The following is a 22,879-nucleotide window of genomic DNA, read 5'->3' as shown; positions in this document are numbered from 1 at the left end:
ATATATGGGAGAAATATAAGGATATCGCTAGAAAAAACAAACTAACAGTTACAGGGAAAAAGTTGTACAAAGTACGCTGTTCAACTATAGAGCGAAGCTTTGCGGACGCCAAAGAACTACATGGCTATCGATATGCTCGATTTCGGGGGCTGAAGTCTGTCCAAATGCAGGCTTATCTTACCGCAACTTGTCAAAACATGAAAAAAATAGCCCTCCATCTGACCAAAAAAGGTCTGGTGGAGGGCTATTTTTTTGAAACTCTATTATTTTATGTTGTTTTTATTCGCTAAAATCAAAATGATTCCAGAGTGTGGGGAACCCTAAAGGGTTTCCCAACACTCTGAAAAAGGAGTCTAGTTGAAAAACTAGACTCCTTTTTATTATTTAATTAGTACCTCAACTTCATCAACAAACTCTTAATTTCCTCATCTTCCATAAAGAGATCGTGGTGTTTTTGAGTAATCTTTGCAAGTGCAACGTCGTGATAGAAAAATTCTGTAAAGAACTTTACGAAAGGTTGTGACATTGTTTTCATCGCTTGCCATGACTCTTGTTCTACGCCAGCAAATAAAATTTCACGATCGTCAACGATGAGTAGCAAGTAGCGCTCTAATGCATTAGGCTCTTCAGCTGGGATTAGAAAATGCATGTTTTCTAAGTCTGTTTCTACTTCTCCAACAATAAGGGATTCAATTTGAACACCTTGTTTTGCTTTTTGTTCTAGTAAAGGAAGATATTCTAAAAGAGTATCATTCCAAGCTGAAATACGGATTGATTCTTTTGCACTTTCAATGAGTTCTTTACTTTGAACTCGAATAGAAGATTGCATCTTTAAGCTCCAAACACGGTCATCTGTAAATGATTTTTTTGATATATTTGTTTCCAGTTCTTTAATATTTGATTGAAATTCTGTCGTTAATTTTTCAATTGCTAGCTTTAGTGGTAATGCTGTATACAATTTTTTCTTTTCTGAAACAGAATCCATTACCATTCCTTTATCGATTAGGCGTGCTAGTACTTCATATATTTTTGCTTTTGGAACACCTGAATGCTTCACAATTGTTGTAGCATCTAATGGTTCATTGCTTGATACGACAACTTCATAAGCTTGGCTTTCATATTGTGAGAAACCGAATTTTTGTAACATAGTTCCCTCCGAACGAATGAGATTATATTTTAAGGATAATGAACTATTTGTTTTTGCACAAGTGGTATTCCTTTTTCTAATTGTATTAAGGTGAGAATTAATTTCAATTTTTTAATTTTATCTATTATACTTAATATAATGATTAATGAGTTTTTAATTTAATGCGAAGGGGATGCTGGGGGGAAGATGTTAAGAAGTTTACGTTTAAAAATTGCGGTAGTGTTTTCAGTTCTTATTTCTATGATGTTCGTAATATTGGGTACAGCTGTGTATCAATTACAGAAAGAAAAGGAAGTGCGTTCCTTAGACGAGTATTCTCAAAATGCGATGGATCTTGTGACAGAGCAACTTACGACATTTGTTCAAAGAACGGATGAAGATATGGGGTATTACGCGAACAGTGAGATGATTCGTAATATACTTCAAGGTGGGGTTACTCCAGAAGAGGAAGCGTTTTTAACGAAAGAGTTTGCGGAGTATAAAAAGAATCATCCTGGTATTTTAGATTTATATATTGGTACGAAAGATAAAAAAACATTAAGTGCCAATCTTGCTGAAGGTGGGCAAGTGCCAGAAGGATATGATCCAACGACAAGACCATGGTATAAAGATTCAGAGGCTGATGTAAAAAAGGTCCATTGGGGACAACCTTCTTATGAAATTGCAACAGGAAAGTTAAGTGTAGGTGTTTCTAAAGCAATTACAGCTCAAGATGGGTCTGTATTAGGCGTTGTTGCGATGGATGTATCGCTTGGGACGATTCAGAAGTTGCTTCACAATATTCAATACAATAATGACGGAGAAATGTTTATTATAAATGATAAAAATATGGCTCTTGTTTATCCAGAAAAGATAGGGAAAGATGTTTCTAAAGAGCCACTTATAAAGAGCTTAAATAAAGAGGTAACAAAATATGCGGTCACTACAATAAAAGGTGAAGATGTAGTTGTTTATAGTCAATCATTTGATACGATGAAATGGACGATAGGAATCTTTTATCCGAAAGAAACGATCGATGGGCTATTAAATAGTACGAGAAATACAGTTATTATAATGGCATGTATTAGTTTATTAGTTGGAATCGTAGCTTCCTACTTGTTCTCAAGAAGATTAGCAAGACCACTGCAATTATTAAAGAATCACGTTCAAAAAGTAGCAGAAGGCGATTTAACGCTGCGAATGAAAGTGACAAGTAAAGATGAAGTTGGAGAGTTGACGAAGCACTTTAATGATATGGTTGAACAAATGAATGAAATGGTAAGTAAAATTAAAAACAGCGTATCAACAGTGCAACAATCAACGAATAGTTTACATTATTTAACGAACGAAACAGTAGCGGCTAGTAGAGAAGTTTCAGGAGCAATGGATGATGTGAGCGGAGGAGCTTCTACTCTTGCGAATAGTGTGGATGAAGTTTCAGCTCAACTCGAGAATATGGCGGAGTCAGTGGAACAAATGAATAGCTCCGTTGGTGAAATAAAAGGAGTGGCTGGCAAAGCGGAAGAGGCATCTAAGCAAGGGTTAAATACAATGAGGAACTTAGTCCGTACAAGGGGGCAATCATCTTCGATTGTTGTTCATACAGAAGAAGCATCGGGTAAGTTAGAACAAAGAGTTGGATCGATTCAAAATGTGGTTGAGCTTATAAAAGGTATTTCAGATCAAACAAATTTGCTTGCTTTAAATGCTTCAATTGAAGCTGCACGTGCAGGTGAGCAAGGTAAGGGATTTGCTGTTGTTGCTGAAGAGGTTCGGAAATTAGCGGAACAATCAAAAGAGGCAACCGGAGAAATCACAACGATGATTGGTGATGTGCAAGTAGAAGTAAAAAGGGTTGTAGAAGTTGTAAGTAAATTGAAAGACATTGCAGATGTGCAAAATAAAGTGACGACAGAGGCAGAAATGGAGTTCCGCACAATTATGTCAGTTGTAAATACGATTAGTACTTCAGTTGAAAAAATTGTAGAAGAGGTACATAACATAGGTTACGAGCAAGGAGAAATTACAGCGGTAATGCATACAATTGCTGGTACGAGTCAAGAAAGTGCAGCTGTTTCTGAAGAGGTACACGCTGCAACGGAATCACAGGTGAATCATCTAGAAAAGGTAGCCCACACGATGGAAAGTTTGACAGAGCATATGAAAGATTTAGAAAGATTAGTTGAGCAGTTTAAAGTGGAAGAGTAACATATTAGTAAAATGATGAGGATTTCGGTAAAATAGACAATGGATATATAAGAAGCGATTATAGGAGGAAGACTACTATGGCAATTGTTGACGTATCGATTATTCCGGTAGGAACAGGTAATCCAAGTGTTAGTGAATATGTAGCAGAAGTACAAAAGGTGCTAGAGAAAAATGCGGATCGCGTGAAGTATCAATTAACACCGATGAATACAATTATTGAAGGAGATCTTCCTGTCATTCTAGAAGTAATTCAACAAATGCATGAAGTTCCATATACGAAAGGTGCACAGCGTGTTGCAACAACGATTCGTATTGATGATCGTCGTGATAAAGTAAGCACAATGGAGAAAAAATTAAACTCTGTCCGATCAAAATTATAAGAAAAAGCAGCGATCTTCGCTGCTTTTTTCATATAGGAGGTAAATAAAATGAGTGAAAAGTTTAACGAGCAGTTTGACGGTTTACTAGAGAAATACACTGAGCTGTTACTTGGCGAGAGTAATGAAGAGCGAAAAGAACAGGTAAAGAAGTGGGCACTTTATTCTTACATAGCGAAGACGATGCCAGCTTTAGTGAAGCATTGGAATGAAACTTATCCAGATGCGAAAGAAGAGATGGTGCAGTTAATTACGGATATTAAAAGGCTGAATGAAGAGAAGCGAAATGAGAAGTAAATAAAGTGAAACTTTAATCAGTGGGGGTCTTACTGCCCGGCAAATAGCGGGATAAACTTAGGTGATGCTACTTTAAGTTTTTCTTATTAATATCCTTATATAATTTACATGGAATATTAAGGGGTTTTATAGGCCTGTCGAATATTTTCGGTATGCCTATTTTTGCCCTAGTAAACCCGTTTTTTCTAAATGTCGAAAAATATTCCCTTCATATTTACATGCGAGAATATAGGTTTTTAAATGTTTTTATAGTATTTTATAAATTATCTAAATAATTATTTGTATCCAATAATTTTAAACAATGATATAATTTTGAAGAGGGGTAAAAAACAGATAAATTACAGTCATAGGGGTGAATTACATGGAACAATTAATGCGAAATTCGTTTCTTTTCTTATCTAAAAATAAAGCGCTAACAAAACTGGCTAAAAAGTACGGTTTACGCTTTGGTGCAGGTCGCTTCGTCGCAGGGGAGACGATTGAATTAGCGACAGCTGCCATTCAGGCATTAAATAAGCAAGGTCTTTGTGTAACAATCGATTATTTAGGTGAATTCGTTGATAATGAAGCGGAAGCAAATGAAATGGCTAACCAATCGATTGAAGCGATCCGTGCAATTGGAAGAGAAGGTCTTGATTCGCAGCTTTCTTTAAAGATGACTTCTATGGGATTAGATATCTCTGATGAAATCGTAATGAACAATATGCGCCGTATTTTAGAAGCTGCAAAAGAAAATGGTGTGTTCGTTACAATTGATATGGAAGATTATACACGCTGCGGAAAGACAATTGATATCTTTAAACAGTTAAAATCTGAGTACGATAATATTGGTACTGTTATTCAAGCTTACCTATATCGTACAGAAAAAGATATTGAGGACTTAAATGCTTATAAACCTAATTTACGTCTTGTAAAAGGAGCTTATAAAGAACCTGAAGAAGTGGCGTTCCCGGACAAGAAAGATGTAGATGACAATTATAAAAAGATTATTAAAATGCACTTATTAAATGGAAATTATACTGCAATTGCTTCACATGACGAAGCGATTATTGAATATACAAAAAAACTTGCTGAAGAACATAATATTCCAAGGGATCAATTTGAATTCCAAATGTTATATGGTATTCGTAATGAGCGTCAACTTGAGCTAGTAAAAGAGGGTTACAAAATGCGTGTTTACGTACCTTATGGAAACGACTGGTATGGATATTTCATGCGCCGTCTAGCAGAGCGTCCAGCAAACGTTGCGTTCGTATTAAAAGGTATGGTTAAAAAATAACCAAGGAGAAAATACTCCTTGGTTATTTTAATTGCTGAAATGCATAATGTGCCATTTTCTTCGTATCAGGATATAGTTGCGCGCGAGTAGAAGATAATACGACGTTAATGACGCGTTTACCGTCTTTTTCATCCACTGTTACGACTGTATATTTGCCAAGTGCCGATAGACCGCTTTTACTTCCAATCGCATATGGATCGTTATATAGTTCTTCTCGTCCGTAGTTTGCGATGTTTGGAGAGCGTTCTGAAGTATGTAGAGTTGTACGTGTTGAATTCATATATTCTAAAACAACTGGATACTTTAATGCTTCTTTCGTAATAATAGCAATGTCATATGGCGATACTTTATTTCCAAGTGCATCAGCACCACTTGCGTTCTTGAAAGTCGCATGCTTTGTACCGAGTTCCTTCGCTCTAGCATTCATCATTTTCACAAATTCATTTTTTGATCCTGCGATATGTTCTGCAATTGATTCAGCTATTGGATCTGCACTAATGATAAGCATAAGTTTTAATGCCTCATCACGCTTTAATTTTTCTCCAGCACGAAGTTTAATTTTCTTGCTTTGACTTTCTGTTTTAATTGCGTTTTCTGTAACTGTAATTTCTTCATCTTCTTTTACATTCTCTAGTAAAAGAAGGGTTGTCATCATTTTGGCTATACTAGCCGGATAAGAGCGTTCGTCTTCACGTTTCCCATACAAAATTTCACCTGTGTCTGCATCGATTGTAACTCCGTATTGCCCAGTAATATTAGGTTGATCAGCTCTTACAGATTGTTGCCTTTGTGCATAAGAGAAGAAAATCATCCCTGTAAATAGTGTGGCAATCATTACAATCATAACTATTGTTCGTTTCATCATCGTTCCCTCTTTTGTTTTCCATATGTACAAATAAATTGGGCAGAAAAAGCAGCCATTAATCATTATGCCACGTTCTCTGCCCAAAAATATAGCGTTATTTTTCGCCCATATTATGCTTCTTATATTGTTGATTATTACTTTGGCGTCCTTTTTCAACACCGTGATTATGCGGACCTGCATTTCCAGTTACACTAGCTGCACTAATTCCAGCCTTTGAAGGGTTCTTCTTAAGTTTTGCCATATATATTCCTCCAGTTTCGTCAGATTATAAAAAGGAAAAGTGCATTTAAACAAAGAAAATACACATGTATAGCATAGCCAAATGAAAGAAAAATACTTATTTCAGAAAATTTTATCAATAAATATATTGCGAAAATTTAAACAGTATCATATATTTATTAGTAGAGGCTCACTCATTGATTGCGACTTATGTCGAAAAATTGAATGAGCATTCATTCAAGAATAGGGGGAGAATTGGATGTTCCAAATTAAAAAGGCTGCTGTTCTAGGTTCAGGCGTAATGGGTTCAGGGATTGCGGCACACTTAGCTAATATTGGTATTCCGACATTATTGCTTGATATTGTACCACCTGCGCTAACAAAAGAAGAGGAAGCGAAGGGACTTACATTAGAACATAAAAGTGTGAGAAATCGTTTTAGTAATACGGCTGTGCAAAAATTATTAAAGCAAAAACCAGCTCCTCTGACAGTGAAAGGAAATTTAGCACTGATTGAAGCAGGTAACTTAGAAGATGATCTTGAGCGTCTAGCTGATGTAGATTGGATTATTGAAGTAGTAGTTGAAAACTTAGATATTAAAAAGAAATTATTTGAAAAAGTAGACGCTGTTCGTAAACCGGGTTCTATTGTAAGCTCGAATACGTCAGGCATCTCAGTTGAAAAAATGGCAGAAGGTCGTTCAGACGACTTCCAGAAACACTTCTTAGGCACACACTTTTTTAACCCACCACGATATTTAAAACTTCTAGAGGTAATACCGACGAAAGAAACAGATCCACAAGTATTAAGCTTCATGAAACTATTTGGCGAAGACGTTCTTGGAAAAGGCGTTGTTATCGCAAAAGACACACCAAACTTTATTGGAAACCGCATCGGTACGTACGGTTTATTAGTAACTCTTCAAGAGATGATAAAACGCGGCTATAGCATTGGGGAAGTTGATTCTGTAACAGGCCCACTTATTGGTCGTCCGAAGAGCGCGACGTTCCGTACATTAGATGTTGTCGGTTTAGATACATTCGTACACGTTGCAAATAACGTATATGAAAACGTACAAGAAGAAGAGCGTGATGTATTTAAAGTACCAGCTTTCATGCATGACATGCTTGAGAAAAAATGGCTTGGAAGTAAAACGGGTCAAGGCTTCTTCTTAAAACAAGGAAAAGAAATTTTAGAATTAAATCCTGAAACGATGGAATACGAAGCGCGTAAAAAATTAAAAGCTGCATCCGTAGAGTTAAGTAAACAAGAAAAAGGATTAGCGAATAAATTGAAAGCGCTTGTATACGCGAAAGACCGTGCAGGAGAGTTGTTATGGAACATCATTACACCAACTCTTTTATACTCTGCAAAACTTCATAAAGAGATTGCTGACGATATCGTTGCAATTGACCAAGCGATGAAGTGGGGCTTCGGCTGGGAGCAAGGGCCATTTGAAGTGTGGGATGCAATTGGTGTTGAAAAATCTGTTCAAAAGATGGAAGAAAACGGCGTAGTTGTTCCGACTTGGGTGAAAGAAATGTTAGAGAAAGGTTTCACTACTTTCTACAAACATGATAACGGAGATAGCTACTATTACGATAATGGCGAATATAAGCTAATCGAACGTAATAAAAAGGCAATTTCTCTTAAGCAATTAAAAGCGAAAAATGGCGTATTAAAGAAAAATAGCGGAGCGAGCTTAATTGATTTAGGTGACGGCATCCTTTGCTTAGAATTCCATTCGAAGAGCAATGCAATCGGTATGGATATTACGCAAATGATTAACTACGCTGTTGATGAAGTAGAAAAGAATTATAAAGGTCTTGTTATCGGTAACCAATCGAAGAACTTCTGCGTTGGTGCGAACCTAGCAATGATCTTAATGGAAGCACAAGATGACAACTACTTTGAAATTGAGTTGGTTGTGAAAAACTTCCAAGATGCAATGACGAAAATTAAGTACTCTTCTAAGCCAGTTGTAGCAGCACCATATGGTATGACGCTTGGCGGAGGTACAGAAGTTTGCTTACCAGCAGCTAGCATTCAAGCTTCTAGTGAAACGTATATGGGCTTAGTAGAAGTTGGTGTTGGCTTAATCCCTGGCGGAGGCGGTAATAAAGAGCTATACATTAAACACTTAAATAAAATGCCAAACGGTGTAGAGTTTGATCTGCAAAAAGTTGCGAATAAAGTATTCGAATCTGTAGCGATGGCGAAAGTTTCTACATCGGCACAAGAAGCTGTATCGAACAACTTCTTAGGCGATAAAGACGGTATTAGTGTGAATGGTGATCACTTACTATATGATGCGAAACAAAAAGCACTTGCTTTATATGAAGCTGGCTATAAAGCACCAATCCGTAAAAAGATACCAGTTGTTGGTGAAACAGGATATGCAACTCTTGTACTTGGTGCAGAAGCAATGCATTTATCAGGTTACATTTCTGAACATGATCTTCACATTGCGAAGAAACTTGCATATGTCATTGCGGGCGGAAAAGTACCGTACGGAACAGAAGTTGATGAGCAGTATTTATTAGATGTAGAACGTGAAGCATTTATTAGCTTAGTAAGTGAGATGAAATCACAAGCAAGAATGCAGCACATGCTTGTAAAAGGAAAGCCATTACGTAACTAATAACGAGGGGAGATATCGTTCATGAGAGAAGCTGTCATTGTTGCGGGAGCAAGAACACCAATTGGAAAAGCAAAGAGGGGTTCATTAAAAACAGTTCGTCCTGACGATCTAGGGGCATTAGTAGTAAAGGAAACGTTAAAGCGTGCGAATTATGAAGGACCAATCGATGATTTAATTTTCGGTTGTGCGATGCCAGAAGCAGAGCAAGGTTTAAATATGGCTCGTAATATCGGCGGATTAGCAGGACTTTCTTACGATGTTCCAGCTATTACGATTAACCGTTACTGTTCTTCAGGTTTACAAAGTATCGCTTACGGAGCAGAGCGTATTATGCTTGGTCACTCTGAAGCTGTATTATCAGGCGGGGCAGAATCAATGAGTTTAGTTCCAATGATGGGACACGTTGTTCGTCCGAATAGTCGCCTTGTAGAAGCAGCTCCAGAATATTATATGGGTATGGGACATACAGCAGAGCAAGTTGCTGTGAAATATGGAATTTCTCGTGAAGAACAAGATGCATTTGCAGTAAGAAGTCATCAACGTGCTGCGAAAGCATTAGCTGCAGGTAACTTCGCTGATGAAACAGTATCTGTAGATGTAACGTTACGTACTGTTGGATCAAACAATAAACTGCAAGAAGAAACAATCATTTTCGCACAAGACGAAGGTGTAAGAGCAGAAACGTCGCTAGACATTTTAGGTAAATTACGTCCAGCATTTAACGTTCGCGGTTCTGTAACAGCTGGTAACTCTTCACAAATGAGTGACGGTGCAGCATCTGTACTATTAATGGATCGTGAAAAAGCAGTGAGCGATGGCATGAAGCCGCTTGCGAAATTCCGTTCATTTGCAGTAGCTGGCGTACCACCAGAAGTAATGGGAATCGGCCCAATCGCTGCAATTCCAAAAGCATTAAAACTAGCTGGCTTAGAGCTATCTGATATTGGCTTATTCGAACTAAATGAAGCATTCGCTTCTCAATCAATTCAAGTTATTCGTGAACTTGGTTTAGATGAAGAAAAAGTAAACGTAAACGGTGGTGCAATCGCACTTGGACATCCACTTGGTTGTACAGGAGCAAAACTAACACTATCTCTTATTCACGAAATGAAACGCCGCAACGAACAATTCGGTATCGTAACAATGTGTATCGGCGGCGGAATGGGAGCAGCGGGAGTATTTGAATTACTTTAAAAAGTGCAGGTGGTTCGTTTAGAACAGGAGGGCGTTGGAAGCCCTGACGAAGAGGCGTTTTTTGCCTCACAGGAAGGGGTGAAACGACCGACTGTTCTAGCCACTGGAACTGGATTATGAAAAAAAGTGTAAGCGGCTCGCTCAGAATGTGAGGGGGATGGAGCTTCAGACGTAGAGGCGCTCTTTGCCTCGCAGGAAGAAGCGAAGCCACCGAACATTCTAGCCGCTGGAACTAGATTATAAAAAAGTGCAAGTGGCTCGCTCAGAACGAGGAGACGCCAATGCAAAGAATGGAAGCAACCAAGGTTCATAAAAAATAAAATTGAGAGCTAGCTTCTTTCAAAACGGAAGAAGCGGCTCATGAAAATATGAAGGAGGAAATTTTCATGGAAAAAACAGTAGGAAATGCGGTTAAAGGCGGTAGCTTTTTAGTAGATGAGATTACGATTGATCAAGTGTTTACGCCAGAAGATTTTTCATCTGAGCATAAAATGATTGCAAAAACGACAGAGGACTTTATCGTAAATGAAGTTCTTCCAGAGCTTGAATATTTAGAACAACATGAGTTTGATCGTTCTGTTCGTCTTTTAAAAGAAGCTGGGGAGCTTGGTTTATTAGGCGCTGACGTACCAGAAGAGTACGGCGGGATTGGTCTTGATAAAGTAAGCTCAGCGTTAATCGCAGAGAAATTCTCTCGCGCTGGCGGTTTTGCAATTACTCACGGTGCTCACGTAGGTATCGGATCGTTACCAATCGTATTATTCGGTAACGAAGAGCAAAAGAAAAAGTATTTACCATTACTTGCAACTGGTGAAAAATTAGCTGCATACGCATTAACAGAGCCAGGTTCAGGATCTGACGCATTAGGCGCAAAAACAACTGCACGTTTAAATGCAGAAGGTACACATTACGTATTAAACGGTGAAAAACAATGGATTACAAACTCTGCATTCGCTGACGTATTTATCGTGTATGCAAAAATTGATGGAGAGCACTTCTCAGCATTTATCGTAGAGAAAGAATATGCTGGCGTATCTACAAGCCCAGAAGAAAAGAAAATGGGTATTAAATGTTCTTCAACTCGTACGTTAATTTTAGAAGATGCATTAGTACCGAAAGAAAACTTACTTGGTGAAATCGGTAAAGGTCATATTATCGCTTTCAACATTTTAAATATCGGCCGTTATAAATTAGGTGTTGGTACAGTTGGATCTGCGAAACGTGCAGTAGAAATTTCAGCACAATATGCAAACCAACGTCAACAGTTCAAGCAACCAATCGCTCGCTTCCCATTAATTCAAGAGAAACTTGCGAATATGGCAGCAAAAACATATGCAGCTGAAAGCTCTGTATATCGTACAGTAGGTTTATTCGAAAGCCGCATGAGCACATTATCTGAAGAAGAAGTAAAAGACGGTAAAGCAGTAGCGGCTTCTATCGCTGAATATGCAATCGAGTGCTCTTTAAATAAAGTATTCGGTTCTGAAGTACTAGATTATACAGTAGATGAAGGTGTTCAAATTCACGGTGGTTACGGATTTATGGCAGAGTACGAGATTGAAAGAATGTACCGCGATTCTCGTATTAACCGTATTTTCGAAGGAACGAACGAAATTAACCGCCTAATCGTACCAGGTACGTTCTTACGTAAAGCGATGAAAGGTGAATTACCACTTCTTCAAAAAGCACAAAAATTACAAGAAGAGTTAATGATGATGATGCCAGAAGAAGTAGGCGATGAGCCATTAGCACTTCAAAAGTATTTAGTAACTAATGCGAAGAAAATTGGTTTAATGGTAGCTGGATTAGCGGCTCAAAAATACGGTAAAGCATTAGATAAAGAGCAAGAAATTCTTGTGAATATCGCTGACATCGTAAGTAACCTATACGCAATGGAATCAGCTGTTCTTCGTACAGAAAAAGCAATTAAAACAACTGGTCTTGAAAAGAATAAACAAAAAGTGTTATACACTGAAGTATTCTGCCAAGAAGCATTTAACGAAATCGAAGCAGATGCGAAAGAAACACTTATCGCAGTTGAAAACGGCGACATGCTGCGCATGATGTTATCATCATTACGTAAATTAACTCGCCACACACCACTTAACGTAATTCCAAAGAAACGTGAAATCGCTGCGAAAATTTTAGAAGATGAGCGTTATACAGTTTAATAGATGAAAGAGAACCAGTAGCCGATTGGCTACTGGTTTTTTATTGCTGAATTCTTGAATAAAGCTGTATTACATATGTATGTGTAAACAGCTCTTTTTATGGAGGTAAAGAAGATGAAGGTAATAAGCGTAGAAACAGTTCATCAAATCGCATTTTTACCGCGTCTATTTCCAATTAACTGTTACTTCGTTGAAGAAGAGACAGGATTAACTTTAATTGATGCGGCTTTACCGATTTGTGCAAAGAAGATTTTACAATCAGCTCGGAAAATAGGAAAACCGATTACGAATATCGTTATTACACATGCGCATGATGACCATGTAGGAGCACTTGATGCGATAAAGCAAGAGATGCCCGATGTTCCAGTCTATATTTCTAAGAGAGATGCAAGTTTACTTGAAGGAGATTTGTCATTGCAATTAGGAGAACCAGGCAAGCAGGTAAAAGTGGGTGTGTCAAAAAAGATAAAGACGATTCCAGATATTCTTCTTCAAGAGGGAGATAAAGTTGGTTCTCTTGTAGCGATTGGAGCTCCAGGTCATACACCGGGATCAATGGCGTTTTTAGACACAAGAAATGATGCACTCATTGTTGGAGATGCGTTTCAAACGAGAGGAGGATTAGCGGTAGCAGGACAGTTGAAGTGGCTTTTCCCGTTTCCTATGTTTGGTACGTGGGATGCAGAAGTTTCATTAGCAAGCGCGCAGAAATTGCTGGAGTATAAGCCGTCTTTATTGGCGACAGGACATGGGAAAATGATTGAAAATCCGTTAATACAAATGCAACGGGCGATTGAAGAAGCGGAAAGGAATTTAAGTAAAAAGAGCCTCTAATCGTTTAGAGGCTCTTTTTACTTAAATGATTATTTAGCAGGTTTTAGAAATGTATATATTGCTAATACGAAATTGAAAAACGTAAATACGAAAGGGTCTTGGCTTGGATCAGAATCATAAGTTTCTTGGCTTTTTGTAAGAAAGTCGTGGATTTTCATAATCATTGCTCCTTTGTGTTTAGTGTGTAAAGTTTATAAAAGGGTATTTTTAATTAAACTAATACTTACTAATAGAGTCGCACTAATAAATAGTAAGAAAAATGTAGTGTTACGATTTTTATAATCTTTAAGTGCTAAAAATAGAAAACAAATGAGAAATAACATATGTAAAGGTATAGAGGTGAATAGTGGTTTTAAAGTTAATACATCAATTAGTAATTTTATATATAGGATAGTGTAAATGATGAAAAAGATAACTTTAAATGTTCTTTGCATAGGCACCTCTTCTTAATATATTTGTAAATTATCAAGGTAACATAAGGGGGGGAATTGTATTTTTCTGTAATTATAACATTTATTTGTATTTATAAATAGATGTGATGGATTTGAAATGTAAGAAAGCTTTTTAATGAATACGATTTGAAAAAAACAGAATACTAAAGAAGAATGAAAGAAGAAAGGTAGGAGTATTCCATGCAAAATTTAACAGAGCTTGAAGTAGAAAATTTACGTCATTTGATCGGTGGACACGCAACAATTATTAACAAGTTGGAGCAGTATGCACAAACGTGTACAGATCCACAATTGAAACAAATGTTACAAAAGGATGCGCAAGATGCACGAAATACGAAACAGCAATTAATGACTTTCCTAGGATAGGAGGAAGCGGAACATGAATGAAAAAGATATGGTAAATGATTATTTAGCAGGATTAAATGCAAGTTTAACAAGCTATGCAAATTATATTGCTCAGTCTGATAATGAGCAGTTACATCAAACGTTAATTCAAATTCGTAATCAAGATGAGATGCGCCAACGTAATATGTATGAGTACGCAAAGCAAAAAAGTTATTACAAACCGGCAGCACCTGCGAATCCAATGATTGTGCAGCAATTAAAAAGTCAATTAAGTGCGGAATAACGGGATGACAAAAAACGGGCGAATGAAGTCGCTCGTTTTTTGTTTTGAGCATGTCAATAAATATAAAATAAATATTTTTCCAGTTGTAACAAATATGACGAAAATGGAATATGACAATTCACAAAAAGGACAAACACTTTGCTCAATATTTCACAAAGTATCCATGGTTTCTATCGTGAGAACCTTTATAATTAGGAGTGTAAAGAGCAAAAGAAATAGATTATATGATCAATTAGGAGAGATTGCTATGAAAAGACATACAAGAAAAATTGCAATTATCGGTACTGGATTAGTTGGATCAAGTTGTGCGTATTCCATTGTAAATCAAGGAATTTGCGAAGAGCTATTATTAATTGATATAAATCATGAACGTGCAGTTGGGGAAGCGATGGATTTATCACATTGCATTAACTTTACAAATACAAGAACAAAAGTATATGCAGGAAGCTATGAAGACTGCAAAGATATGGACATTGTTATTATTACAGCAGGGCCAGCACCAAAACCTGGACAAAGTCGCTTAGATACTTTAGGAGCGAGTGCGAAGATTATGGAAAGTGTTGTTGGCGGCGTAATGGAAAGTGGATTTGATGGTATTTTCTTACTTGCATCGAACCCAGTTGATATTATTACATATGAAGTGTGGAAATTATCTGGATTACCTAGAAATCGAGTAATCGGTACTGGTACATCACTAGATTCTTCTCGCTTAAGAACAATTTTATCTGAAATGCTACATGTAGATCCTCGTAGCATTCATGGGTATTCATTAGGAGAACATGGTGATTCTCAAATGGTTGCTTGGTCTCATGTAACTGTTGGTGGAAAGCCAATTCTGCAAATTTTAGAAGAACAAAAAGAACGATTTGGTGAAATAGATTTAGATGAAATTGTTGAGAAGACTGCAAAAGCTGGCTGGGAAATTTATAAACGTAAAGGAACTACTTATTACGGGATTGGAAATTCTCTAGCATATATTGCGAGTTCGATCTTTAATGATGATCACCGTGTCATTGCTGTATCAGCCATTTTAGATGGTGAGTACGGTGAATATGATATTTGTACAGGAGTACCAGCTATTATTACTAGAGATGGTATAAGAGAAGTTGTAGAACTCAATTTAACAGAGGATGAAGAATCTCGATTCGCAAAATCAAACGATATTTTACGTGATTATATGAAAACAATTGGTTACTAACTTATAGAAGAAGGTGAAACAAATGAAGGAATATATAATGTCTAGTGTATTTAAAGCATCTGCTGGAATCGCACAAGGTATTTTCGTATCCCTCGGAATTGGTTTACTGATCGAAAATATAGGAAGAATTGTTGATATACCATTACTTATTACAATCGGAGTTGTTGCAAAATCACTAATGGCACCGGCAATTGGTGCCGGAATTGCTTTTATGCTCGGTGCAAACGGTCTTGTAATCTTCTCGGCGATGGTAGCCGGAGCAATTGGTGCCGGATCCATTTCAATTACTGAAGCTGGTCTAATTATTAAAACAGGTGAGCCAATCGGTGCATTATTAACAGCAACTTTAGCTGTATATATTGGTAAACGTTTAAGCGGAAAAACTGCGTTAGATATGATGCTCGTTCCATTTGCAGCAATATTAGGTTCTGGTTTAGTTGGTATTTGGTTATCTCATAATATTACTCCTGTTTTAAATACAGTTGGAGCGTTTATTAAAGATAGCTCAGCTGGTAGTCCGTTTATTGCTTCTATCGTCATTGCAGTCGTTTGGGGGCTATTACTTATCTCTCCAGCTTCATCAGCTGCGTTAGCAATTGCACTTAGCTTAGACGGTGTTGCAGGTGGTGCTGCTCTTGCCGGATGCGTCGCTCAGTTTATCGGATTCTCTGTCATCTCAGCGAAAGAAAACAATTTAGGTGGCATATTAGCTCAAGCACTTTGTACTCCGAAAGTACAGTTGCCAAATATCACTAAAAACCCGATGATTCTCGTTCCAACTGTCGTCGCCAGTGCTATAGTCGGTCCAGTATCAGCATTAATTTTCCAACTGGAAGCAGGAAAGGAAATTGCAGGTCTTGGATTAAGTTCTCTTATCGCACCAATTAATTTAATTTCCAGCGAAGGATGGGAAGTTCTCCCGGCGATGGTAATTACTTATATCGTCATTCCAGTAGCTGTTTCTTATATACTTTACATTGCTCTTAAAAAAGCAGGTCGTATTCATTCTGGTGATATGACTGTACCGCAATCTTAAATTGAAAATCTCCTTAATAATAGATAAAAGCAGACTGAGAAGCCACAGTCTGCTTTTTTGTCATGTTACATTCTATGATTTTGTTTTACTGGAACTCTTATTGGTTCTTTGGCCAATAAGAGTTGAACGCCGAAGTAAAGTATGCTTGCAAGCGTCATTCCAGAAACGGCATCTACAAAGGCATGCTGCTTCGTAAATAACGTTGATAAAATAATAAGTGTACCGAAGAAAGTAAGGATGTAATATTCAAAAGCATGCTGTTCTCTACGCTTAAAGGCAGCTAACATAATTATAAATGTAGTAAGAACGTGAATGCTAGGGAAACAGTTTACCGGTTGATCGATACTATAAATATAGCGAACTAGTTCAGAAAATACATCTGTTCCAACGACAGTCGGACGCGGTACAGTTGTTTGCCAAAAATAATAAATAGAAAAACAAGCAAGCTTTCCAAAAATAACACTACTTAAAGTGACATAATATTGCTTTCGGTCAGCAAAGCAGTAATAAATAAGTGCGCCGTATAAGTATGGAAACCAAAGTAAATAAGGAATAATAAATGCTTTTACAAATGGAATCCAATCATCTACTACAGTTGTAACGTCTACTGCGTGAACAGTCGATTTATTTAATACGTCGTAAAGGGGACTTACGAGCACGAGTAGAAGTATATAACTTAACGGAAGAAAAGATGAAAGTTTAAATTTCTTCATGTTGATCTCCTATGTTTAGTAATGTAAGTAAATTCAATTGATTATAATATAGAAACGTGAATTGGGCTATCGATTTTACTTACACTTTCTTGAATTAACCTTACGTTTTTGTCACTTGACTAAAAAGAAGGAGAGGGTGCTAAATGAAGCGTTTATCGTATTTCTTATTTTTTATATTGATATGCCTAGTCGTTGCTGGGTGTGCAAAGGATAAAGAAGGAGAGAAATTAGAATATAACGGAAGAGCACTCGTAATTGGAGTTGTGGGAGAAAAACCGAAAGATACGTTTAGGAATATAAAGTTTGAGGAAATGAAGTTAGAGGAACTGGAACATAAATCAAAGGAAGTGGATGGTTTTCTAATAATGAAAGATCACTTTCAAGAAGCCTCAACAGAGCAGTATAAAAATGTATTTTCATCGCTAAAGAAACCAGTGTTTTTTATCGGTTTACAAGATAAATCATATTCAATTTTTATTATAAAAGGGGTAGAGTATAACAGTGCACGGAAAGATGTAAATGCTATGTATACGCAAGGGTTTGCGAATATCGGAAGTGGTGAAGGACAACAATGGGCAGTTGGTTTATCGAATGGTGGAAATACAGAAGAAAGTATTCATAATATGTATATCGTCGTATTTCAAACCATTGCAGATTATTTGAATAGATGATGAAGGAGCCTGTAAAAGAGGCTTCTTATTTTTTTAATCAAACGTTTGTTTAAGCTGTATGTTCGGTAGGAAGAAACTCCTGTAGTTCAAAGGTTAAGAAAGAAAAATGGAGAATTAATCAAACGCTTGTTTAAGATATATGTTTGGTGCAGAATCTAAAAAATTTATATATTTATTTTTTTCTTAACAAATGGCGGAAAAATAAGAAAAATTCGCAGGATTATTAAAAATTATCACGAAATAAGTAAAAGTTTAGCGAATAATGGTTTGAAATAATAAAACGTTTTCTATATGATAAAGGTAAAGGTTAGTAAAAAAGTAGGTGAATTTATGACAGTAACATTTTATTCATATCCAAAGTGTGGCACATGTCAAAAGGCAAAGAAATGGTTTGAGGCAAACGATGTAGCATATGAGATGATTCATATTGTTGAAAATCCACCATCAAAAGAAGATTTACGTAATTTACATGAAAAAAGTGAATTACCATTAAAAAAATTCTTTAATACAAGTGGAATGCGTTACCGTGAACTTGGTCTAAAAGATAAGTTGAAAGATGCAAGCGAAGACGAAATGTATGAGCTTTTAGCATCTGATGGCATGTTGATTAAACGTCCAATTGTAACAGATGGAACGAATGTAACACTTGGTTTTAACGAAGAGCAGTTTGAAAGTGTGTGGAAAAAGTACCAATAAGGTATTTTTACATAATTAATACATTCACTGGAGGTACAGTCATGAGCATTCCAAATAATTTACGTTACTCTGAAGAACACGAATGGGTAAAAACTGAAGGTAATGAAGTTGTTATCGGTATCACTCACTTTGCACAAGGTGAGCTAGGCGATATCGTATTCGTTGAACTTCCTGAAGTAGGTGCAACAATCGAAGCTAACGAGCCATTCGGAAGCGTAGAATCTGTTAAAACAGTTTCTGAGTTATACGCACCTGTAAGCGGTAAAGTTGTAGCAGTAAACGAAGAATTAAGTGACCAACCAGAACTTGTTAACGAATCTCCATACGAGGGTGCATGGATGGTTAAAGTTGAACTTTCTGATGCAAGCCAAGTTGAGAAGTTATTAACTGCAGAAAAATATGCAGAAATGACAAACCAAGACTAATTATAGTCGACTAAAGGACAGCCTTTGTGCTGTCCTTTTTTATTTTGTGTGAAATAATGAATGTAGAATCATATACTAATTATCGTGTAGGAGAACGTTTTTTGAAAAAACTTTTTCGCTTAATCTTTATGCAGGTGTAGGCGTTTTTGCTTTTCATGTCTAAGAACCTTCCGCACGAGAAGACAAAAAAGCGTTTTCTGTGCGAAAGAACTTTAGTCAACAGGACTAAACAGTCGGTTCCGCTTTTCTTTATGATCCAGCTCCAGCGGCTAGATTGTTCGGTGGCTTCGCTTCTTCCTACAAGGCAAAAAGCGCCTCTAGTTCAGGGGTTCGGGTGCCCTCCTGTTCTGAACGAGCCGCTTCCGCTTTTCATTGTCTAGCTCCAGCGGCTAGAACAGTCGGTCATTTCACTCCTTCACTTGAGGCAAAAAGCGCCTCTAGTTCAGGAGTTCCAATGCCCTTCTGTTCTGAACGAGCCGCTTGCGCTTTTCTTTTGCAAAAATAAACAGGAAACAACATGAAAATAACGAATATACTATATACTAAGTTCAAGGTTATATAGTATATGGTGATCGGGTGATGACATATGATTTATGTAGAAAAAGTCATTATTGTAGAAGGTACATCAGATAGAAGAAAGATTGAATCTATTATTCGTGAACCGGTGGAAATTGTTTGTACAAATGGTACAATTGGTTTGTCGAAAATGGATGAGCTCGTTGATCAGTTTTTTGATAAGGAAGTGTATGTGCTAGTGGATGCTGATGATGCTGGAGAAAAGTTAAGGAAACAATTTCGAAAAGAATTTCCGCAAGCCGAGCATATCTATATTGATCGCTCGTACCGAGAAGTGGCAACTGCGCCATCTACACACTTAGCAAATGTATTATGGGGAGCCGACATTGACGTTTATACAGAATATTTACGGTAAGGAATGATAGAAGTGATTGATTGGACAGGAGCCGAAGCTACAGCCCTAATAGAGAACGAAGAAAAAACAGTATTATATGTATATACTCCAATGTGTGGAACATGCCAATTAGCAAAAAAGATGTTAACAGTCGTTGAGATGACAATTGAAGAGTTGAAAATTGGGATGTTAGATTTAAATTATGCTCCGCATTTAGCGAAAGAGTATGGGATTGAAAGTGTACCTTGTTTACTTGTTTTTGAAAATGGGACACTGATGAAGAAGATATACGCATTTCATTCGGTTGAATATTTATATACGGAATTAAAGTAGGCGGCAAAATTTTTGCCGCCTCGACATATTTCTTGGGAAATATGTCGAGATGCAGGATGGATACAGTATTTGTCGAGCGAAAATAACAGGATTGCTCTTTAGTGAGAGGGAATGGTATGTAATAGAAAGTGATATGAAGGATGTGATTTAGGGTGAGATTATATTCTTTGCTTCAATCATTTGTAAATTACGCTAATGGTCAATATCATTTAGAACCGCTTTTAAGACGAGAGGAAAAAACTGTTAATTTCCGTTTGGGAGATGAAAGTTGTTCGTTACAAATTTCAAGAGATTATATAGAGCTGGTACATGAGGAAAGAGGAACGGAACAAATCATTTGCTTAGACGAAAAGGATATAGAACAATTGGTTAATGGAAATGTACGATTGCAAATGTTAATGAACGATGGACGTGTACAGTATTCGGGAACGTATCGAACGATGCTATTAGTCGAATCGATGTTTCATATATGTAAACCGATGTCAGTAGGTGCTTAAAATTCTGAAGGTTCATTTTTTGCGAAAATTTCTGTTGACATGATGTTTGGATATTGATACAATTCAATTCATAAAATATAGATAATTTCATAAATTACAAATCAGACGAAAATTGAATCTGATTTCTCTTATCAAGAGAGGTGGAGGGACTGTGCCCTGTGAAGCCCGGCAACCGTCAACTTATGTTGAAATGGTGCCAATTCCTGCAAAGCAAATGCTTTGAGAGATGAGAGAGAGGGATAATGTTGTTATATACGCACATAAACCTTTCTGCTTCTCTAAAGCAGAAAGGTTTTTTTATTGTTTGAATGTGGAGGACATTCAAATAATAAAAGTAGTAATAACGGTGGACTACACGCATTAAACATAAAAAATTGCGGAGTCGATCAAAATAAAAAAGGGGTGAACATCATGATTCTATTAGAGAATGTAAAGAAAATATATAAGGCGAAAAGCGGTGATGTCACTGCTGTAGATAACGCCAATTTGAAAATAGAAAAAGGCGAAATATTTGGTGTTATCGGATATAGCGGCGCTGGAAAAAGTTCTTTAATTAGATTGTTTAATCAGTTAGAGAAACCGACTTCTGGCCAAATTACAATTGCCAATCGTGTTATATCAGCAATTACAGGAAGTGAACTTCGTAAGGCAAGGCAAGAAATCGGAATGATTTTTCAGCACTTTAACTTACTTTGGTCACGAACTGTACGTGAAAATATAGAGTTTCCACTTGAAATTGCAGGTGTTGATAAAGCGAAGAGAAGAAAACGTGTTGATGAATTAATTCATCTTGTTGGATTAGAAGGAAGAGGAGACGCATACCCATCTCAGCTGAGCGGAGGACAAAAGCAACGCGTCGGGATTGCAAGAGCATTAGCTAACAATCCACAAGTGCTTTTATGTGATGAAGCAACGTCAGCTCTTGATCCAGAAACGACAGATCAAATTTTGGATTTACTATTAGATATTAATAAGCGCCTTGGTTTAACAATTGTACTCATTACACATGAGATGCACGTAATTCGAAAGATTTGTAACCGAGTGGCGGTAATGGAGAGAGGAAAGATTGTAGAAACGGGTCCAGTACTTGATGTATTCCGTAATCCGAAGCAAGATATTACGAAACGATTTGTACAGCAGTTAACAGATTCTGAAGATACAAATGAAACGATTGAAAGTTTAATTGAAAAATATCCAGATGGAAAAGTAATTCGTTTGCAGTTTATCGGTGAGGCTGTAGAAAGGCCAGTGCTTCAACGATTAATGCAACGCAGTGATATAGAAGTTAGCATTTTGCAAGGGAATATCGCACAAACGAATAATGGTTCTTACGGTAGTTTAATTGTTCATTTAAATGGTGAGGAAATAGCGATCCAGCAAGCAATAGAAGGAATTCATCAAGATCAAGTAGAGCTGGAGGTGATTGCACATGGATAAGTTACTCGCAAATATTGATTGGAATCAAATGTTAGAAGCAACTGGTGAAACGTTATATATGACGGCAATCGCAGCTCTTGCGACATTTGTTTTAGGACTAATTTTAGGATTGTTACTCTTCATGACAGCAAAAGATAATTTATGGGAAAATAAATCAATTAATACGGTGATTGGAGCATTCGTAAATATATTCCGTTCGATACCGTTCATCATTTTAATTATTTTATTAATTCCATTCACAAAGATTCTTCTTGGAACAATTCTTGGAGCAAGTGCAGCTCTGCCGGCTTTAATTATTGGAGCGGCACCATTCTACGCGAGAATGGTTGAAATTGCACTTCGCGAAATTGATAAAGGTGTAATTGAAGCTTCAAAAGCAATGGGAGCAAAAACAAGCACAATTATTTTGAAAGTGTTAATTCCAGAATCATTACCAGCATTAGTATCTGGTATTACGGTTACGACAATTGCTTTAGTAGGCTATACAGCAATGGCGGGAGTTGTTGGTGCTGGTGGCCTTGGAACACTTGCTTACTTAGAAGGATTCCAGAGAGGGAATAACGATGTAACAATTGTTGCGACAATTTGTGTATTACTAGTTGTATTTTTAATCCAGTGGATTGGTGATAGTTTAACGACTCGAATAGATAAACGATAATAAAAAACGGGAGG

Annotated in this window: 25 protein-coding genes, 1 pseudogene and 1 riboswitch; of the genes and pseudogenes, 21 read left to right on the top strand and 5 right to left on the bottom strand. The window is 37.0% G+C overall.

The genetic code is table 11. From position 1 onward, the window contains the following. Positions 1-301, top strand: a pseudogene (locus C4S65_RS23715) (transposase); the annotation flags it as partial. An 87-nt stretch (positions 302-388) separates the two neighbouring features. Here the strand turns inward: C4S65_RS23715 and C4S65_RS23710 are convergent. Next, the gene (locus C4S65_RS23710) at positions 389-1,147 is read right to left on the bottom strand and encodes a TrmB family transcriptional regulator (RefSeq protein WP_000939479.1); all 759 of its coding nucleotides are present in this window, start codon (positions 1,145-1,147) and stop codon (positions 389-391) included. A 186-nt stretch (positions 1,148-1,333) separates the two neighbouring features. Here C4S65_RS23710 and C4S65_RS23705 point away from each other — a divergent pair, with 186 nt between their 5' ends. From C4S65_RS23705 to C4S65_RS23690, 4 genes are all read left to right on the top strand, one after another. Beyond that, complete coding sequence (locus tag C4S65_RS23705) at positions 1,334-3,334, top strand: methyl-accepting chemotaxis protein (protein ID WP_000946357.1); 2,001 nt, start codon at positions 1,334-1,336, stop codon at positions 3,332-3,334. A 77-nt stretch (positions 3,335-3,411) separates the two neighbouring features. After that, positions 3,412-3,714, top strand: coding sequence for an MTH1187 family thiamine-binding protein (locus C4S65_RS23700; RefSeq protein WP_001018860.1), 303 nt, complete (start codon positions 3,412-3,414; stop codon positions 3,712-3,714). 48 nt (positions 3,715-3,762) lie between these two features. Then, positions 3,763-4,008: a YusU family protein gene (locus C4S65_RS23695; RefSeq protein WP_001290588.1), complete on the top strand. Its 246-nt coding sequence runs from the start codon at positions 3,763-3,765 to the stop codon at positions 4,006-4,008. A 361-nt stretch (positions 4,009-4,369) separates the two neighbouring features. Further along, positions 4,370-5,287, top strand: a complete 918-nt coding sequence (locus C4S65_RS23690; protein ID WP_061666025.1) for a proline dehydrogenase — start codon at positions 4,370-4,372, stop codon at positions 5,285-5,287. A 22-nt stretch (positions 5,288-5,309) separates the two neighbouring features. Here C4S65_RS23690 and C4S65_RS23685 read toward each other — a convergent pair whose 3' ends face one another. Both C4S65_RS23685 and C4S65_RS23680 read right to left on the bottom strand, forming a co-directional pair. Further along, a complete protein-coding gene (locus C4S65_RS23685; protein WP_000831484.1) occupies positions 5,310-6,149 on the bottom strand; it encodes a serine hydrolase in 840 nt (279 codons plus the stop codon). A 97-nt stretch (positions 6,150-6,246) separates the two neighbouring features. Next, the gene (locus tag C4S65_RS23680) at positions 6,247-6,393 is read right to left on the bottom strand and encodes a YuzL family protein (protein WP_002034611.1); all 147 of its coding nucleotides are present in this window, start codon (positions 6,391-6,393) and stop codon (positions 6,247-6,249) included. A gap of 237 nt (positions 6,394-6,630) precedes the next feature. Between C4S65_RS23680 and C4S65_RS23675 the strand changes: the two genes are divergently transcribed. From C4S65_RS23675 to C4S65_RS23655, 4 genes are all read left to right on the top strand, one after another. Further along, positions 6,631-9,012, top strand: coding sequence for a 3-hydroxyacyl-CoA dehydrogenase/enoyl-CoA hydratase family protein (locus C4S65_RS23675; RefSeq protein ID WP_000486369.1), 2,382 nt, complete (start codon positions 6,631-6,633; stop codon positions 9,010-9,012). Between the two features lie 21 nt (positions 9,013-9,033). Next, positions 9,034-10,206 (top strand): acetyl-CoA C-acetyltransferase, encoded by a 1,173-nt coding sequence (locus tag C4S65_RS23670; RefSeq protein WP_001206339.1) that lies wholly within the window; start codon positions 9,034-9,036, stop codon positions 10,204-10,206. A 368-nt stretch (positions 10,207-10,574) separates the two neighbouring features. Further along, positions 10,575-12,377 carry an acyl-CoA dehydrogenase family protein gene (locus C4S65_RS23660; RefSeq protein WP_002008874.1) on the top strand — a complete coding sequence of 601 codons (1,803 nt, stop codon included), beginning with the start codon at positions 10,575-10,577 and terminating at the stop codon, positions 12,375-12,377. 114 nt (positions 12,378-12,491) lie between these two features. After that, positions 12,492-13,211 (top strand): MBL fold metallo-hydrolase, encoded by a 720-nt coding sequence (locus tag C4S65_RS23655; protein ID WP_000864823.1) that lies wholly within the window; start codon positions 12,492-12,494, stop codon positions 13,209-13,211. 29 nt (positions 13,212-13,240) lie between these two features. Here the strand turns inward: C4S65_RS23655 and C4S65_RS35355 are convergent, their stop codons facing one another. After that, the gene (locus C4S65_RS35355; RefSeq protein WP_000690679.1) at positions 13,241-13,369 is read right to left on the bottom strand and encodes a hypothetical protein; all 129 of its coding nucleotides are present in this window, start codon (positions 13,367-13,369) and stop codon (positions 13,241-13,243) included. Between the two features lie 474 nt (positions 13,370-13,843). Here C4S65_RS35355 and C4S65_RS23645 point away from each other — a divergent pair, with 474 nt between their 5' ends. The 4 genes from C4S65_RS23645 to C4S65_RS23630 all read left to right on the top strand — a co-directional run bounded on the left by C4S65_RS23645 (position 13,844) and on the right by C4S65_RS23630 (position 16,525). Continuing rightward, a complete protein-coding gene (locus C4S65_RS23645; protein ID WP_001180555.1) occupies positions 13,844-14,029 on the top strand; it encodes a hypothetical protein in 186 nt (61 codons plus the stop codon). 13 nt (positions 14,030-14,042) lie between these two features. Next, positions 14,043-14,291, top strand: coding sequence for a spore coat protein (locus C4S65_RS23640; RefSeq protein ID WP_001002987.1), 249 nt, complete (start codon positions 14,043-14,045; stop codon positions 14,289-14,291). A 94-nt stretch (positions 14,292-14,385) separates the two neighbouring features. Continuing rightward, positions 14,386-15,489, top strand: coding sequence for an L-lactate dehydrogenase (locus C4S65_RS23635; protein WP_228595938.1), 1,104 nt, complete (start codon positions 14,386-14,388; stop codon positions 15,487-15,489). A gap of 22 nt (positions 15,490-15,511) precedes the next feature. Continuing rightward, the gene (locus C4S65_RS23630; RefSeq protein WP_103945504.1) at positions 15,512-16,525 is read left to right on the top strand and encodes a PTS sugar transporter subunit IIC; all 1,014 of its coding nucleotides are present in this window, start codon (positions 15,512-15,514) and stop codon (positions 16,523-16,525) included. A 65-nt stretch (positions 16,526-16,590) separates the two neighbouring features. Here C4S65_RS23630 and C4S65_RS23625 read toward each other — a convergent pair whose 3' ends face one another. After that, on the bottom strand, positions 16,591-17,238 hold the full coding sequence (locus C4S65_RS23625) for a phosphatase PAP2 family protein (protein WP_086406371.1): 648 nt from the start codon (positions 17,236-17,238) through the stop codon (positions 16,591-16,593). Between the two features lie 143 nt (positions 17,239-17,381). On the opposite strand from C4S65_RS23625, the gene C4S65_RS23620 reads away from it, so the two are divergent. From C4S65_RS23620 to C4S65_RS23585, 8 genes are all read left to right on the top strand, one after another. After that, complete coding sequence (locus C4S65_RS23620) at positions 17,382-17,909, top strand: hypothetical protein (RefSeq protein WP_103945503.1); 528 nt, start codon at positions 17,382-17,384, stop codon at positions 17,907-17,909. Positions 17,910-18,239: 330 nt separating this feature from the next. Continuing rightward, positions 18,240-18,605, top strand: a complete 366-nt coding sequence (locus C4S65_RS23615; protein ID WP_000218968.1) for a Spx/MgsR family RNA polymerase-binding regulatory protein — start codon at positions 18,240-18,242, stop codon at positions 18,603-18,605. A 41-nt stretch (positions 18,606-18,646) separates the two neighbouring features. Next, positions 18,647-19,030 carry a glycine cleavage system protein GcvH gene (gene gcvH, locus C4S65_RS23610; RefSeq protein WP_000026897.1) on the top strand — a complete coding sequence of 128 codons (384 nt, stop codon included), beginning with the start codon at positions 18,647-18,649 and terminating at the stop codon, positions 19,028-19,030. Between the two features lie 586 nt (positions 19,031-19,616). Beyond that, a complete protein-coding gene (locus C4S65_RS23605) occupies positions 19,617-19,961 on the top strand; it encodes a toprim domain-containing protein (protein ID WP_000640870.1) in 345 nt (114 codons plus the stop codon). Positions 19,962-19,964: 3 nt separating this feature from the next. Beyond that, positions 19,965-20,273 (top strand): thioredoxin family protein, encoded by a 309-nt coding sequence (locus C4S65_RS23600; RefSeq protein ID WP_002039867.1) that lies wholly within the window; start codon positions 19,965-19,967, stop codon positions 20,271-20,273. Between the two features lie 152 nt (positions 20,274-20,425). Beyond that, positions 20,426-20,770 carry a hypothetical protein gene (locus C4S65_RS23595; RefSeq protein WP_001242143.1) on the top strand — a complete coding sequence of 115 codons (345 nt, stop codon included), beginning with the start codon at positions 20,426-20,428 and terminating at the stop codon, positions 20,768-20,770. 125 nt (positions 20,771-20,895) lie between these two features. Next, a riboswitch (SAM riboswitch) is annotated at positions 20,896-21,003 on the top strand. Positions 21,004-21,181: 178 nt separating this feature from the next. Further along, complete coding sequence (locus C4S65_RS23590) at positions 21,182-22,207, top strand: methionine ABC transporter ATP-binding protein (RefSeq protein ID WP_000601779.1); 1,026 nt, start codon at positions 21,182-21,184, stop codon at positions 22,205-22,207. Further along, positions 22,200-22,865, top strand: coding sequence for a methionine ABC transporter permease (locus tag C4S65_RS23585; RefSeq protein ID WP_000359399.1), 666 nt, complete (start codon positions 22,200-22,202; stop codon positions 22,863-22,865). Before C4S65_RS23590 ends, C4S65_RS23585 begins: the two co-directional genes overlap by 8 nt. Positions 22,866-22,879: the final 14 nt, after the last annotated feature.

The organism is Bacillus sp. ok061 (assembly GCF_900108285.1).
GTDB classification, from domain to species: domain Bacteria; phylum Bacillota; class Bacilli; order Bacillales; family Bacillaceae_G; genus Bacillus_A; species Bacillus_A thuringiensis_S.
Note: the sequence above shows the minus strand (reverse complement) of the source record. Positions and strands in the feature narration are given on the sequence as shown.